The organism is Holdemania sp. (assembly GCF_986127675.1).
Genome location: NZ_CFQZWI010000002.1, coordinates 63,742 through 78,050, shown reverse-complemented (window position 1 = coordinate 78,050; position 14,309 = coordinate 63,742). Strand labels below are relative to the sequence as shown.

Genomic DNA, 14,309 nt, shown 5'->3' with positions numbered 1-14,309 from the left:
TAATCAATCAGCGTGGAAAAAACCAGAATCTTTTTCGATTCCGGTTTCATTTTTATTCTGACGCCGCTTAACGGTCCGTATGCGGATACGCGCAATTATAGGTTTTCCCGGGCTCCAGCTGGATTCCGCGGGCTTCAAACAATTCGCTGACGGTCACCAGCTGATACCCTTTCTCGCTCAGCCATTCGATCACCCGGACGCTGGCCTGGGCCGTCGGCTCATACATATCATGCATCAGGATGATATCGCCGTCCTGAACCTCGCGCATGACCACATCCACTGATTTATCGGCATTCTGATGCGCCCAGTCGCGCGTGTCAATCGACCACAGGATCAGCGGATACGGCGAGGTTTTCTTCAGCATATCGTTATACGCTCCATAGGTTGGACGAACTAACAGTTCCTGCTGCTCCAGAGATCCCGCCTCCCCGATCGCATCCCAGGTCGCGCTGAATTGATCGAGTATGCCCTGGCTGCTCTGCTTGGTCAGATCGACATGCCCGAACGTATGGTTGCCGACTTCGCTGCCTTCCGCAAGCATCCGCGCGACGATATCCTTGTGATTTGCGACCCGGCTGCCCAGCACGAAGAAAGTCGCCGCGCCGTCATGTTCCTGCAGCGCGTCCAGAATCACCGGCGTCACCTGTCGGTTCGGTCCATCGTCATAGGTCATCGCAACCATCGGCCGGGTCGGGTCGATGATCCGGCCCCGGGCCTGCAGCCCCAGCAGATTGCGCGTATCCTCATCGACGTAGCCGATGACTTTATTCAGCGGAATCACCGCGATCAGCTCCTCGCTCTGAGCAGGTAATGTCTGCGGCGGCAGGACGACGCGCAGTTCGTCTTCGTTCAGAAACAATTCCGCCTTGTTATCAATCAGCACGTTCTCATCAACTTCATAATCCGGATTGGTCGTTTCCGGCACCAGTGTTGTCAAGAAGCTGCGCATTAAAAAAGCCAGATGCTTCATGCCGTCCGCTGAAAACAGATCGCTGAAGCGAATCAGCCGATCCTGCTGCAGATCGAAGGTCCAGGCCCGAACTTCTTTCATGTTGATGGCGCCGGTCCGCTCAAAGCTGATCTGCACTGAGCCGTACCGTTCGTTCAGCTCATAGGATTCATAATCGGCATATAAGGTACACAACCCTTCGACACCCTGATTTTCCTGTTCAAATTTTGCGATTGCTTCGTTGACGGCCGCTTCGATATTCGCGTCGATCTCCGCGCTGTTTAAATGCGGATAGTACACCGCGATCGCCCGCTGGTCAGTCACCTTGATCTTCTGTTTCATCTTTCCGATACGATGATTTTCCTCAATCGTCTGACGCATCGCTTCCGGCAGACGCCGCCGCTGACTTTCCCGCTGCCACGACTGGCCGATCAGAACACAGGCCGCTATTAAAATGAAAAGACAAATCCCCAACCGACATTTTGTTTTTGTTTTCACGCTTCTCACCTTCGTTATCACTGTATGTTCTTAGCGAAGAAAAAAGACGTTGAAACAACTCCGGGTGCTTACTCCGTTCAGGGCAAACCTGGAATTTCCCAACACGAAGCAGACAGGATGAAATGTGATCTCTCCCTTCATCCTGCCTGTTTTATCTTTGTCGGTATTCAAATAAGAACCCAAACTCTCCCAGCTTTCACGGCTTGATGAAAAGATCAGCGAGAACCCTTTTGATCAGCAAAAAAAACATCAGAAAGTTTGCTTTTCCTTCCTGATGTTTCTCGCATTTCAAACCTTGATCGAACTCTTTCCTGTCCCTTTCAGCAGGGTTCAGCAAACAGCATTGAACAGACTCTTTCAGCCCCGGCGGATCGGGATCTGAACTTCTGTCAGCCAGTCTTCTTCCGAGTCCTGATTCCAGATACCGTCGATATAGCTCTCGCGTGGTTCACCGATGATTTCGGCGTGATTGTCCTCCACCCACTGCATCAAAGCGGCATAAACCTCGCTGAAGCCTTCATAGCCGCCTTTAAACAACGCGCAGGCCGCTTCCACCGCCGGTTCTTTGCGGAACTGGACGTCGTCGAAATCCGGCTTCATCACTTCAACCGCCTGACAGATCTCGGCGTGGATGTCCTTTTCCCGGTATTCGCCATCCAGTTCTTTTACGAAGCAATATTCCGGCTGTGTGCATTTCAGATCCGGATACCGTGAGGCAACCTTCGCTCCCGTCGCCGGGATCTCGCCAAGCAGATCACGATACGCGGGCAGGGCCACCTTGCGGGCCATCACGATGCATTCCGGCAATTCTTTGACGATAACATTGATTTTCATAACGCTCTCCTTTGCGCCTGTCGTTAAGACGCGTTCAATGCGGCGAAACTGATGCTGCAGCGAATCAAGATCGGCGGCGATCTGATGGCGGCGCTGGCTCAGAGCGTCGTTTTCACTCACTTCGCCATGCAGAATCCTGCGGATCAGCGCCACGCCAAGTCCCAGCTGCCGCCATTGCTGAATCTGAGCCAATGCGATCAGCTGTTCCGTCGAATACCAGCGGTATCCAGTCTCCTCGTCGATCTGCTTCGGCCGCAGCAGACCGATCGAATCATAATACCGCAGTGTTTTGACCGTCGTCTTTCCCATTTTTGAAAAATCTCCTATTTTCAGCATCTTGTTTCCTCCTCCGCAAACAAAGCATAGATCCTCCCTTAACGGGAGAGTCAACTGTTTTCTCAAGAAAAGTTGATTTTTTCTATCTTATCATGAATTTACGTGTTTTTCTGCTTTTCAGAGAGTGTTCATGTTGACAGAACGAACTGTAACCATTATGATTACAGTATCAAAAGAACATTTCGTTCTTTCGGAGGAACTCATGTTGCCATTCTTTTCCCGCTTCTTCAACAAAACGATGAAGAAACAACCCATCCGGCTGACGCCCGCGCAGGCGAAACAGAAAATGGAGAGCGAACCGGTTACGATCCTCGACGTACGCCAGCCGCAGGAGTTTGCCCAGGGGCATATTCCCGGAGCGATCAATCTGCCCAACGAAACGATCGCACACACCGCGCTGGCCACTTTGAGCGATGAGGACGCCGTGCTGCTGGTGTATTGCCGGTCAGGTCATCGCAGCGCGCAGGCCGCAAACAAACTGGTCCAGCTCGGCTACAACCATGTCTATGATTTCGGCGGGCTGCTTCAATGGCCTTACGAAACGGTTCGCAAGGGGCAGAAATGACCAGCGAGCTGACCGTCGCGATTCACGCCGCGGTGTATCTGGCGCATAAAAACGCCCCGCAGTCCAGCGAGGAACTGGCTGTCAACATCTGCACCCATCCAGTGCGGGTCCGCAAGATCATGGCTGCCTTGTGCCGGGCCGGGATCGCGATCTCCCAAGAAGGCAGCGAGGGCGGCTACCGTCTGTGCCGCAAGCCTCAGGAAATTACGCTGCGCCAGATTGCCGACGCGCTGCACGCCGCGTTGGTGGAAAGCCGGTGGCAAAGCGGCGATCCCGAAATGAGCTGTCTGGTCGCCTCCGGCATGGCGCGGGAAATGGATAAAATCTACCGCCAGTTAAACGAACAATGTCTGGAAAGTCTGGATCGGCTGACGCTGTGGGATCTGCTTCAGGATCTCTTTGTCACGCAGCCGGAACAGATCATCATGAATAAAAAGGAGGAACCCATTCATGAAAACATACGATAATCTGATCATCGGCTTCGGCAAAGGGGGAAAAACGCTGGCTGCCAGCCTGGCGAAAGCCGGCCAGCGCACAGCGCTGGTTGAAAAATCACCGTTAATGTATGGCGGCACATGCATCAACGTCGCCTGCCTGCCAACCAAATCCTTAGAAAACAGCGCCCGCCAGTCTGCGATTCAAGGTGGGGATGACGCTGCCCGGCAGCTTCATTTCCAGCAGGCAATCGAGGAAAAACGCCGCCTGACCGCAATGCTGCGGAAGAAAAATTATGACAAGCTTGTTTCCTCCGGCGTCGAAGTGATGGATGGAGAAGCGTCCTTTCTCGATGATCATCACGTCCAGGTTTTGACAAAAGAAGGCCCGGAAATTCTTGAAGCTCACCGCATTTTCATCAATACCGGAGCGAAGCCGTTTGTCCCGGACATTCCCGGATTGAAGCAGAGTCCGCGGGTTTATCTCAGCGAAAGCATCATGGAATTGGAAACGCTGCCGCGGCGGCTGGTCATTTTGGGCGGCGGCTACATCGGACTGGAATTCGCTTCGATGTTCGCAAATTTTGGATCTCAGGTCACCATCCTGCAGCCAAATCAGCGGTTTCTGCCGCGTGAGGATCTTGAGATCGCGGATGCGGTGGAAACGAGCCTGGCCCGCCGGGGCGTGCGGCTAATGCGCAATACGGCGTTAAAGGAAGTGCGGGATGAAGCTGCGGAAACCGTCCTGATTTTAAAGCAGGACGAAATGGATTCAGAACTGCGCTGCGACGCACTGTTAGTCGCGACAGGCCGGCGTCCGCAGCTGGACAATCTGCATCCGGAAGCGGCGGGGATCGCCCTGACTTCCCGCGGCGCAATCGCCGTCAACGAACAGCTGAAGACCTCGGTCGATCATATCTGGGCGATGGGCGACGTCACCGGGGGTCTGCAATTCACCTATATCTCGCTGGATGATTCACGGATCGTCCGCGACGCTCTGAATTCGGGACCGCGCACCACCGCCAATCGCGGTGCGGTGCCTTACAGCGTCTTTATGGATCCGCCGTTCTCCCGTGTCGGTTTGAGTGAAGAAGAAGCCCGAAGCGCCGGCTATGATCTTAAAATTGCCAGAATTCCGGCCGCTGCCATCCCGAAGGCGCAGGTATTACGCAAGACCGACGGCCTGTTAAAAGTAATTATCGACGCGAAAACCGATCAGATACTCGGCGCGCACTTCTTCTGTGAGGAATCGCATGAAATGATCAATCTGATCAAGCTGGCGATGGACGCCAAACTTCCGTATCCCGTTCTGCGCGATGGCATTTACACTCATCCGACGATGAGCGAAGGTCTCAACGACCTGTTCGCCGCCGTGCTTTAAGTCTAACCTTCCTTATTTATTATAATAAAACGCCGGCGAAACCCGGCGTTTTTTCTACGTTATTTTTTAATGAGCCTGCGGACTTTTTACAATCCCCTTCGTTCGCGCAGTCTGACAGGCAGTTTTATTCTTTTTCACTGATTTTGGCCAACAGTTCCTTCGCCGCGATTTCCAGCGCATTGCCGCCCTTTTCCGGCAAGCCCAGGCCGGTGTAAATTTCACCCAGGAAAATATGTTGTTTCAGCAGCGCCGCAAACATCTGATCAATAATTTTCAGACATTCCGGCTGTTTCTGCATCGGCCCGAATGGATTGGCGAAGAAGGTGGTGGACAATCCTTTTTCCTGCGTCGTGCCCAAAGCGAACCGTTTGCCCTCAATAAAGGTCTGAACCGCTTCTTCCTTACTATCGAAAGCCCGCAGACCGCGCCGGTTGGTATAATTGTTGGCGTAGAGGAACAGATCAACCTTCTGGTCGGTGATGATCGTATCATACGGCGAAGCGGGGATGACGACGCGCGCATTGGCGCTTTCCGGATTAAAGAAGATCGAACGGTCCATATCGCGGTAAGCACTGCCCTTATCCAGATCATCCAGCCGGACAAACGCGCCGATTTCCGTGCCCTGAGCGCGGATCTGACCGTGCTCGTTTAGATGCAGCGAGCCCATGTCGTCGAAGATGATCTCCCGGCTGACGATCACATCCTCGCTTAAGTTGGTCAGCGCTTCGATCGTTTCCGACTTGCCCGCGCCGGAGTCGCCGATCATGATGACGCCTTTTTTCGTACCGTCCTGCAGCGTCAGATTGATCATCGCGCCATGCAGCGGCAGCCAGCCTTTTTCAATCATCGCCAGATTGTGCAGCGTCAGGATCATCTTTTTTAAATAACCGAAGTATTCGATCACATCGGCATAGGATACCTTGCCGACCCACATCGCATTGGCCTTATCATGATAGAAAACCGTATCGTTCTGACCGTCCGGATTGCCGAACAACAAAAGCAGATCCGGTCTGGCGCCGATGCAGTCCTCGTCGGAAGCCAGCTCAAACAGATTCGCCAGCGCCACGGCTCCGGCGGTAAAATCGCGGTGGAAATAAGTGTAGCATAACAAGGAGCCGACCTTTAACGGGAAGCACATCCACTCCTCATCGCCTTTAACCCACTCCGCCATCGGGTTCGCATCGACCTCGGTAAACATGCCCAGGCGCTTGTTGCTGCGAGGATGGATGATCAGCGGCGTGCGCATCATGATCGTATGCACAAACGGAATGTCGCCCAGCTCACGATACCCCTCCGGCGCCGGCCATGGGTAATCACGCAGCAGCAGGCTGGCGTTGGTTCCGGCCTGAAGCTGACGGTATACGCGGTTCTTCGAACCCTGGGTCTTCTGCTGGACCGTGCGGTAAAAATCCAGGATCATCTGATGGAATTTCGCGTCGGCCTCCATGAAGTTCGCCAGCTGCAGCCCTTCCTCATTGCGCGTATAAATGACGGAATAACGCTGCATATTCCGCCAGAAATGATAACAATCCTCAATCACCGCCAACATCTTCTGACGTTCTTTAAAATACGGATGGGCGATTTCTTCCACCTCCAGCACCTGCATGACCTTTAACAGGCGGATCAGATCTTTTTTAACTTCTTCGATCGGAAGCCCGCGGCGCAGCCACGCAAACAGCTGGGGATTGGTATGGGAACAAGAATTTAAATATAAATCCAGAAACATCGAAAAACTTTCGCTCGACAACAGTTCCTCCGCTGTCGTGTAGTACGCTTTGGTGTAGTTGATCAACGCCATATTGCGTTTGAGATAAATCGCTTCTTTCATGCCGGGCCTCCTTCAACACCAGTCCATTATATCACTTTCAAAAAGAAATGAAAGCTCTTTCTTAGCACTTTCATTTCTTTCATATTTTTTGTTATGTTTTCTTATATGATTTATGGTATGTTCGTCGAATCAGAGACAGACTGGTTTCATTCCTTTTCCAAGCGGCAGATCTGGCTGCTGATAGGAGGAAGAAAACAATTCTTCCCGCATTGGATACCAGGCGTCTGGCCGCTCCGCTTTAGTCTATGCTCAAAGTCCGGCCGACGTCGCAGTTTTTTCAGTTTTGTCAGGGACGCACTCAATTCGTCTTTACCCCTACGGGTCCGCTGATGTTTTTATTTCATTCTGTTGGGGAAGGGTCAGCGGCGCTGGCGCACGACTTCAAAGCTGATCGCGGCGACGGCGCTGGTGCCGTTTAACGCACTGCGCACAGGCCGGGCATAGGGAATCACGATGTTCTGATCGCTCTGCTTCAGCACGTCGCGGCTCAATCCTCGCAGCTCGCCGCCGATCGCCAGCACAATCGGCTGGTTGAAATCGGCGTCAAAATAAGCAATCGCATCACTGCGCTGGGCACAGTATAAGACACACCCCGCCTGGCGGCATTGGCAAACCGCCGCCCCGAGATCCTCGCACAAACACCAGGGGAGCTGTTCGCTTGCGCCCGCGCTGGACTTCACGATCGTAGCCTGCGCACTCTGCCAGTCCCGGCTGCCCATCAGCACGCCGGTACAGCCGGCGGCATACAACGTGCGAAACGCATAACCGAGGTTAAACGGATCTTCAATTCCTTCCAAAACCGCGACAAACGGCTTGGGATTTTCCAGACAATCCGAAACCGATTGATAGATCCGATCCCCTGCCAGCGCCAGAATCCCGCCATGCGTTCGGCCGGTCGCCTGTTGATCAATCTTCTCGCGCGGCCAGCGTTCTACCGGGATTTCTCGCTGGGCAGCCTGACGCAGAATAAACGCCGTATCCTTATCTTTCTTCTTCTGATCGACGACCAGCTTCATCACGGGACGGCGGCCCGCCATCATGACGGCTTTGACACTCAGCGCGCCTTCAAACCAGTTCATAATTTACGCTCCTTCCGGCGAATCAAATCATACGGATGCAAAACTGCCGGAGTATTGATCCAGCAGCGCTGCAGCGGCTTATTGGCGATTTCGACGACCGCGCCTTCCTCATCCCTCATCGTTTCCAATACAAAGGGCGTGTTTTCCAGATGCGGTCCAAAGGCTTCCAGTGTTTCCCCGATTTCAAAGTGATTGCGCACCTCGATGAGGGCTTGTTTGTCATCTGGATTGTAGTCCAGCACCTGCGCCAGAAAATCGTGAGTTACCCGCGAAGGCGCATTGTCGTACAAATGATCCTGCGGACCGGGAATGCCCGCCAGAAAACCCAGGCAGGCAGGCCGGTTTTCTGCCCGCATCAGTTCGCGCTGAGCTGCCAGAACGGCCGGCTGCGGGTCTTCTTCAGGGTGCTCAAGAAGCCAGTCGATCAGTTTCCGGTAAGCCCGGACAACGACCGCGATGTAATAGGCTGATTTCATCCGGCCTTCTATTTTCAAGCTGGCCACGCCCGCGCGGATCATGTCATTAACATAAGCCGCGGCCATCAGATCTTTCGAGCCCATGGAGAATAACAGGCTGTCGTCGCTCAGCTTCTGCGCTCCGTTATAAAGATGATAGCGCCAGCGGCAGGACTGAGCGCAGCCGCCGCGGTTGGCGTCGCGCAGCGTCATCGCGTTGCTTAAGGTGCAGCGCCCGGAATAGTTCACGCACATACCGCCATGGATAAACGTTTCAATCGGGATTTCGCTGTGATCGCAAATCTGCCGGATCTGATCCATCGTGCATTCGCGGGCCAGCACAACCCGGTCCGCCCCCAGCTGTTGGTAAAACCGGACAGCCTGAGAATTGGTGCTGGACATCTGCGTGCTGAGATGAACCTCCAGCTTCGGCGCAACGGTTTTCGCATGCCGGACAATCGTCGGTGAAGCGACGATCACGGCATGCACGCCGATCCTTTCCAGTTGGCGCAGATAATCGTCCAGGCCGTCAAAATCGTCTTCGTGAGGAATGATATTGACCGTCACATGGACATGCGCACCGTATTCCCGGGCAAAGCGTACGCCCTCGGCGATATCTTCGATTTCAAAATTACTGGCGCGGGATCGCAGCGAAAAGCGCTTGCCACCCAGGTACACTGCGTCCGCACCATAACGGACTGCCGTTTTCAAACGAGCCAGATCGCCGGCCGGAGCTAACAGCTCAATCGTTTTTCTCATGCCGCGTCCTCCTTGGTTAAATTGGTCTTCTGTTGATAATAGCCGGAGCCGTAATTCAGATCAGGCCAGCGTTGCTTCAGCTGTTCTTTCACGACGGCCGGATCCGCGCCTTCCAGCACCGCGCCGCAGGCTTTCCGGGCGTCGATCAATTCCGCATCGCAGGAAAACAGACTATCAAATGTAAAATGACCGATCCCGCTGGCTGCCAGCTGTGAAATCTGATCCAGCGAACAGAGCGTGCTTTCCATATATACCGCCGTGCCTTCCGCTTCTTCCAGAATCGGCATTTTCCCAGTTCGGGTTGCTTCAATTAAATACAGTTCACGACGATCATACAGATCGTCGATTGTCTTGCCGATCACCTGCAAATAGTTGGATACCAGCTTACGGCGCGAATAAGCCATCACCTGCCGCCCATGAATCTGCAGTTCCAGCCGGGCGCCGTCGGTCTTGCGGGCGATTGAGAGAATTTCTTCCAGCGTGATCTCCGCAGCCAGGACGACGCGGCCTACGCCCAGCTTTAGCATTTCCTGAATATCCCGGGAATTGGTCATCAGCGTGTCCGGCGCGTAGATCAGCCGGTCTTTCAATCCCAACCGCTCCGCACTCATGAAAACCGCCGGATCCATATAAACAATTCCCTCCGGCTGCCAGGCTTGGATCTGCTTCAGTTTCATTTCCATTTCCGCCAGTTCTTCTTCCATCCACAGGCGGTTGAAAACAATCTCGCACCGAAGTCCTGAAGCGTGAACGCGGCGGACTAACGCTTCGGCTTCAGCCGGCGAAAAACACCGGGCGGTGCGGACGGAGCCGCCTTCAACCCCGATCCGGATCGTCGTCATCCCGCTGTTTTTCATTTCTTCCAGCGACGCTGCCTGCTGCAACGCCGCAATCCAGTTGATTTGTGTCATGTTTATCTTTCGTTCCTTTCCGCGCATTGGGACAGCTTGCGCTTTAATTATACGGTCAGGGTTTCAAAAGTCAATCATTCTGCGGGGTTGTGCGGTTTTTCACCGGGATTTAACATTGACGCTCAACGTTCTTTTTGTTAAAATATTCGAGATTGATAAGGGAGTAGTCACCGCGGACAACCGCGTTGCTAAGTCAACAACCTGACGAAGTTTTTTCGTCTGGCTTAGAGGTAATTGACAAGACTTGTCTGACGCTTGAGGAGAACAGCGTAAGACAGGTCTTCTTTTTTTATCGGAACCTGGGAAATGAAAGAGGAGATTGAACTATGAGCATTGAAGTCGCAGTTATTTTATTTATTGCCGGGGTTTTCCTGGTCGTCAAGGGTGGCGATCTGTTTGTCGACGCCGCCAGCTGGATCGCGAAAGCCTCCGGGATCCCTTCCTTTATTGTGGGCGCGACGATCGTCAGTCTGGCCACCACGCTGCCGGAGATGATCGTTTCGGTTCTGGCGGCGCTGCAGGGAAAAACAGAAATGGCGATCGGCAACGCGGTCGGTTCTGTTACGGCCAATACCGGCCTGATTCTGGCAGTGGCGATGCTTTTTATGCCGATCGCCATCCGGCGTAAGGATTACATCAAGCATTGCGGCTTGTTGATCGCTGCCGCGGCGGTGCTGCTTGGATTCAGCTTGTCGGGAGCCTTGAGCTTAGCCGGCAGTCTGATTCTGATCGCGATCTTTTTGATCTCGATGGCGGAAAATGTCCGCAATGCGATGAAGCAGCAGGAAGACAGCGAACGGATCCAGACAACCCGCAAAGAAACAGGACGACGGATCGTGATGTTTTTATTCGGAGCGCTGGGTATTGTCGCCGGATCGCAGCTGCTGGTCAACAGCGGCAGTGCACTGGCTGCTTTCTTCGGGGTACCGGAACGGATCGTCGCCGTCACGATGATCGCGATCGGCACATCGCTGCCGGAGCTGGTCACCACGATCACCGCGATTGTCAAAAAAGAATCGAGCTTGTCGATCGGCAACCTGATCGGCGCGAACATTCTCGATCTGACTCTGATCCTGCCGGTTTGTTCTTTTGTTTCCGGTCAGGCGCTGCCGGTTTCCGCGCAGAGTCTGGCAGTGGACATGCCGGCGTGTCTGCTGATCACCATGCTGGCGCTGCTGCCGTTGCTGCTGAAAGAAAAGGGATCAAAAATGCAGGGCCTCAGCTTGATTTTAGGTTACTCGTTGTATCTGTTCTTTGTTTTATAAGTTTCATTTGACATCCGGGTACTTTCGGGGTATATTCTTCACAAACAGAGTAGGTTCCTGCGCGTTAAGTGCTTTCTGAACGGGGAGTTGTCAGAAGGACGAAAAGGTTTCTTGCGGTGCAGGTTCCGCATCCCGCTGACCCGAAAATCGAAGGCATGGCCTTCTCTTTTACCTGTCAGAGGGAAAAGAGGAGGTTTTTTTATGGCTCAGTTTTCCAAAGCTCTCTTTTCTCATCCGTTTTCCCATGCTTACTGGCAAGAAGCGTCCGCCGAAACGCGGCGTGTCCGGATTCTCGCGGTCGCTGCGCTGTGCATGGCCTTAAAAATGGCCATCGCTTCGTTTCGAATTCCGGTGGCCGACAATCTCTATGTTTATTTCACGTATCTGATCACCGCTGTGCAGTGCGCGGTTTGCGGACCGGTCGTCGGCATGCTTTGCGGCGGAATCGGCGACCTGATTGAATTCGCGATTCATCCCAACGGTCCCTTCTTCCCGGGCTACACGTTATCGAGCATGGCCGGCGCGTTGATTTTCGCTTTATTTCTTTACCGCACAAAAATTACCGTGCTGCGTCTTGCGCTCAGCCGTCTTTTGATCAATCTGTTCGTCAATGTCGGTCTGGGATCCTTATGGAGCTACATGTTATATTCCAAGGGTTATCTGTATTATTTCGCAAAAAGCCTCGTCAAAAACACGATTATGCTTCCGATTGAGATTGTGCTGCTGGTGTTGTTTTTCCAAATGTTGATCCCGTATCTGGAAGGGAAAAACTGGATCGCGCCGCAGGGAGAGAGGAAATTACCCTGGTGGTAAACAGAATTGAGATTTGCTAAGAAATTTGATATTTCTATGCGTGAGAACAGGCAGCGATGAGAAAAACAAACACTGGCTGGACAAAGTTAAGCTTTGCCGGCCAGTGTTTTCATCTGGAATGATAGACGCACCTTAAGTTATGGCTGATTGTTCATAGATTGAAAATCTGGGATAGTTTAAATGAATTTCATTGATCTTGAAAGTCAGATCTGCCGGATCTAGGAAAGTCTAGTTTCCTTCATTAAGATTGACTTCGTTATGCAGTGCCGGATAAACAAACTCACCGAGAATCTTCACTGCAATCTGCATCTCAGCAGCATCTGGAAATTGTTGTTTAAGTTTCAGAATTGTTTCTATCAAAGCCTCTTCTTCCTCTAAAATGTCCGCAATTTCTGTGGCTTGCATTCCCTTCTTTGCCTTTTTCAACGTGATTGTAACGATCTTCAACAAAGAACCCAGATCTTTGCCCTGTTCTCTGCCTTGTTCCATGCCCTGTTCCATGCCTTGTTCTCTGCCTTGCTCAATGCCCTGTTCCAGCCCCTGCTTTAAGGCCAGATCGCGAGCTTCCTTTACAGCCCTTTCCCGTTCCTCGCGGATTTCTGTATTTCGCATCAGTTCTCTGTCCAGTCGCTTTGTTTCCCACATGTACTCGATCATACTCATCGGAATCTCCATCATTTTCTGCACCGCCCTTCTGCATCCTTCATCCATCGCTATGATCTGTTGAATCCACACTTCTTTTTCAGGATCACCCGCAAATTTCAACACCACACGCCACCGATCCAATGGCGTTAAATCCTTGACCGGAATTCGCTGTAAATATTCTACTCCCGCCAGCTCAATAATATTCACTTGAATATGTTTTGTCAAGGTTCTTCCTGTTTTTTCACCAACTAAATGGAAAACATCGTTGCTGATATCCCCCTCGCCAAAAAAAGAAAAATTCGTGATCATCATGACCCGGACTGGTTTTAATTCACGGTAATCTTTTCCTTTTGTTTTCTGCCCGGATAACAGCCGTGACAGATAAAAAACTATCCGGATACCCTGATCCACGGGATTTCCATTTTGCTGGATTTCCAGATCAAAATAAATTTCATCATTGATCATTCCGCAAATATCATAACGAATCGCTTTCATCAGGGGATGCCCCACACTTTCTTCACCGGGAAACAAACATACCTTTTTGAAACTGGGATCAATAGCCTGAAACAGACAGGAAAGACACAATGTATCTTCCGGATTTCCAAGCACCGCTTTAAATACCCAGTCATCCATCAGGGAAATCCTTTTATGCTTCAGTTCTTTCCGCTTTCGTAGATCGATGGACATTCAGCCACCTCCTCTACAAGTTAATATTGCGGTAATTTTAAAAATGCCTTCCTCCTTTCCAAGAAAATTTTACTTTTTTCGAATTCTTGACAGAATGTTTTGTAACTATTTTCAAAACACATTCCTTGAATCTGAAATTATAAACAAATGAAAAGAGAATAAAAGATAAAAAAGGATTGTTCCCCGGTTTAAAGCAGACTGGACATTTTTTAAAGATCAGGCCGTATAAAGCTTTCCATAATGCTTTATAGGCCTGATCTTTTTATCTTTACCCGGGTGCAAGCAAGAACCTGAAAAAGAGCTTTCAATCTTTGCCTTGTTTATTCCGGCTGCCAAAGCGTCCGGATTTTTGAATTTCCCGCCACCCCCACTGAAACAAAGCGAATCCGATCGCTGCGCCAAGACTGTTCATCAGCACATCGTCAATATCCGCGATCCGACCAATGAAGAACTGAATAATTTCAATCGCGGCTGAACATCCTGCGCCGCATATCACAATTCCTTTCCAATGACGGATACGCGGACAAACCACAGCTAATAAAAAACCGCCTGGAATAAACATCAGAACATTGGCCATCAACTGCTTTGGAATATGCCAAATTTCAAGCAAGACTGACTTTCCACTTTGAAGTTCCTGAATCATTTCCCCTATCCATTGGAAAGGAATCAGATTCCAGGCAGAAAACGGATGATCAGAATAGGGACCGTTCAGCGTCACTGAAAATATAAAAAACAACCAGGCCGCAAGACAGGTCGCTCCGCATAACGCCCACAGCCTGCGGTTTTGCCATCGGAATATCATGATTGCGGACGACATCACGATGGTCATTTCCAATAAAAATAAGCCGATTCTTGCGAATAAATTCATTC

The 14,309-nt window shown here is 51.6% G+C and carries 13 protein-coding genes, 1 pseudogene and 1 riboswitch; of the genes and pseudogenes, 5 read left to right on the top strand and 9 right to left on the bottom strand.

Translation table 11 applies throughout. The annotated features are described in order from the left end of the window. Positions 1 to 67 precede the first annotated feature (67 nt). Together AC5OW4_RS00830 and AC5OW4_RS00825 are read right to left on the bottom strand one after the other, a co-directional pair. The gene (locus tag AC5OW4_RS00830; protein WP_493676546.1) at positions 68 to 1,447 is read right to left on the bottom strand and encodes a polysaccharide deacetylase family protein; all 1,380 of its coding nucleotides are present in this window, start codon (positions 1,445 to 1,447) and stop codon (positions 68 to 70) included. A gap of 357 nt (positions 1,448 to 1,804) precedes the next feature. After that, on the bottom strand, positions 1,805 to 2,617 hold the full coding sequence (locus tag AC5OW4_RS00825) for a MerR family transcriptional regulator (RefSeq protein WP_493676545.1): 813 nt from the start codon (positions 2,615 to 2,617) through the stop codon (positions 1,805 to 1,807). Between the two features lie 202 nt (positions 2,618 to 2,819). Here AC5OW4_RS00825 and AC5OW4_RS00820 point away from each other — a divergent pair, with 202 nt between their 5' ends. From AC5OW4_RS00820 to AC5OW4_RS00810, 3 genes are read left to right on the top strand one after another with little or no spacing between them, the layout of a single operon-like run. Beyond that, positions 2,820 to 3,182: a rhodanese-like domain-containing protein gene (locus tag AC5OW4_RS00820; protein WP_308560040.1), complete on the top strand. Its 363-nt coding sequence runs from the start codon at positions 2,820 to 2,822 to the stop codon at positions 3,180 to 3,182. Then, a complete protein-coding gene (locus AC5OW4_RS00815; protein ID WP_229056775.1) occupies positions 3,146 to 3,649 on the top strand; it encodes an RrF2 family transcriptional regulator in 504 nt (167 codons plus the stop codon). The genes AC5OW4_RS00820 and AC5OW4_RS00815 overlap by 37 nt, the downstream gene beginning before the upstream one ends. Continuing rightward, positions 3,633 to 4,997, top strand: coding sequence for an FAD-dependent oxidoreductase (locus AC5OW4_RS00810; protein ID WP_493676544.1), 1,365 nt, complete (start codon positions 3,633 to 3,635; stop codon positions 4,995 to 4,997). The genes AC5OW4_RS00815 and AC5OW4_RS00810 overlap by 17 nt, the downstream gene beginning before the upstream one ends. Positions 4,998 to 5,121: 124 nt before the next feature. Here AC5OW4_RS00810 and AC5OW4_RS00805 read toward each other — a convergent pair whose 3' ends face one another. The 5 genes and pseudogenes from AC5OW4_RS00805 to AC5OW4_RS00785 form a co-directional block, all read right to left on the bottom strand. Then, complete coding sequence (locus tag AC5OW4_RS00805) at positions 5,122 to 6,825, bottom strand: hypothetical protein (RefSeq protein WP_493676543.1); 1,704 nt, start codon at positions 6,823 to 6,825, stop codon at positions 5,122 to 5,124. Between the two features lie 359 nt (positions 6,826 to 7,184). Next, the gene (locus AC5OW4_RS00800) at positions 7,185 to 7,904 is read right to left on the bottom strand and encodes an RNA methyltransferase (protein WP_195395976.1); all 720 of its coding nucleotides are present in this window, start codon (positions 7,902 to 7,904) and stop codon (positions 7,185 to 7,187) included. Continuing rightward, positions 7,901 to 8,194 carry a U32 family peptidase C-terminal domain-containing protein gene (locus AC5OW4_RS00795; RefSeq protein WP_493676552.1) on the bottom strand — a complete coding sequence of 98 codons (294 nt, stop codon included), beginning with the start codon at positions 8,192 to 8,194 and terminating at the stop codon, positions 7,901 to 7,903. The genes AC5OW4_RS00800 and AC5OW4_RS00795 overlap by 4 nt, the downstream gene beginning before the upstream one ends. A 66-nt stretch (positions 8,195 to 8,260) precedes the next feature. Then, positions 8,261 to 9,118, bottom strand: a pseudogene (locus tag AC5OW4_RS00790) (peptidase U32 family protein); the annotation flags it as partial. Continuing rightward, positions 9,115 to 10,029 carry a peptidase U32 family protein gene (locus tag AC5OW4_RS00785; protein ID WP_308560037.1) on the bottom strand — a complete coding sequence of 305 codons (915 nt, stop codon included), beginning with the start codon at positions 10,027 to 10,029 and terminating at the stop codon, positions 9,115 to 9,117. The gene AC5OW4_RS00785 and the pseudogene AC5OW4_RS00790, both read right to left, overlap by 4 nt. A gap of 326 nt (positions 10,030 to 10,355) precedes the next feature. Here AC5OW4_RS00785 and AC5OW4_RS00780 point away from each other — a divergent pair, with 326 nt between their 5' ends. Continuing rightward, complete coding sequence (locus AC5OW4_RS00780) at positions 10,356 to 11,294, top strand: calcium/sodium antiporter (RefSeq protein WP_195547924.1); 939 nt, start codon at positions 10,356 to 10,358, stop codon at positions 11,292 to 11,294. A 43-nt stretch (positions 11,295 to 11,337) separates the two neighbouring features. Continuing rightward, positions 11,338 to 11,434, top strand: a riboswitch (THF riboswitch). Positions 11,435 to 11,495: 61 nt separating this feature from the next. Next, positions 11,496 to 12,107 carry a folate family ECF transporter S component gene (locus AC5OW4_RS00775; protein WP_493676542.1) on the top strand — a complete coding sequence of 204 codons (612 nt, stop codon included), beginning with the start codon at positions 11,496 to 11,498 and terminating at the stop codon, positions 12,105 to 12,107. A gap of 228 nt (positions 12,108 to 12,335) precedes the next feature. On the opposite strand, the gene AC5OW4_RS00770 is transcribed toward AC5OW4_RS00775, so the two are convergent. Both AC5OW4_RS00770 and AC5OW4_RS00765 read right to left on the bottom strand, forming a co-directional pair. Continuing rightward, positions 12,336 to 13,439, bottom strand: coding sequence for a PD-(D/E)XK nuclease family transposase (locus tag AC5OW4_RS00770; protein WP_493676541.1), 1,104 nt, complete (start codon positions 13,437 to 13,439; stop codon positions 12,336 to 12,338). Positions 13,440 to 13,743: 304 nt separating this feature from the next. Continuing rightward, positions 13,744 to 14,307 carry a VanZ family protein gene (locus AC5OW4_RS00765; protein ID WP_493676540.1) on the bottom strand — a complete coding sequence of 188 codons (564 nt, stop codon included), beginning with the start codon at positions 14,305 to 14,307 and terminating at the stop codon, positions 13,744 to 13,746. Between the last annotated feature and the right edge of the window lie 2 nt (positions 14,308 to 14,309).

Excerpts from the sequence above, each read along its gene's own strand:
- AC5OW4_RS00765 (WP_493676540.1), bottom strand. The coding sequence starts at position 14,307 with ATGAATTTATTCGCAAGAATCGGCTTATTTTTATTGGAAATGACCATC.
- AC5OW4_RS00825 (WP_493676545.1), bottom strand. The coding sequence starts at position 2,617 with ATGCTGAAAATAGGAGATTTTTCAAAAATGGGAAAGACGACGGTCAAA.
- AC5OW4_RS00785 (WP_308560037.1), bottom strand. The coding sequence starts at position 10,029 with ATGACACAAATCAACTGGATTGCGGCGTTGCAGCAGGCAGCGTCGCTG.
- AC5OW4_RS00805 (WP_493676543.1), bottom strand. The coding sequence starts at position 6,825 with ATGAAAGAAGCGATTTATCTCAAACGCAATATGGCGTTGATCAACTAC.
- AC5OW4_RS00770 (WP_493676541.1), bottom strand. The coding sequence starts at position 13,439 with ATGTCCATCGATCTACGAAAGCGGAAAGAACTGAAGCATAAAAGGATT.
- AC5OW4_RS00800 (WP_195395976.1), bottom strand. The coding sequence starts at position 7,904 with ATGAACTGGTTTGAAGGCGCGCTGAGTGTCAAAGCCGTCATGATGGCG.
- AC5OW4_RS00820 (WP_308560040.1), top strand. The coding sequence starts at position 2,820 with ATGTTGCCATTCTTTTCCCGCTTCTTCAACAAAACGATGAAGAAACAA.
- AC5OW4_RS00780 (WP_195547924.1), top strand. The coding sequence starts at position 10,356 with ATGAGCATTGAAGTCGCAGTTATTTTATTTATTGCCGGGGTTTTCCTG.
- AC5OW4_RS00815 (WP_229056775.1), top strand. The coding sequence starts at position 3,146 with ATGGCCTTACGAAACGGTTCGCAAGGGGCAGAAATGACCAGCGAGCTG.
- AC5OW4_RS00810 (WP_493676544.1), top strand. The coding sequence starts at position 3,633 with ATGAAAACATACGATAATCTGATCATCGGCTTCGGCAAAGGGGGAAAA.
- AC5OW4_RS00775 (WP_493676542.1), top strand. The coding sequence starts at position 11,496 with ATGGCTCAGTTTTCCAAAGCTCTCTTTTCTCATCCGTTTTCCCATGCT.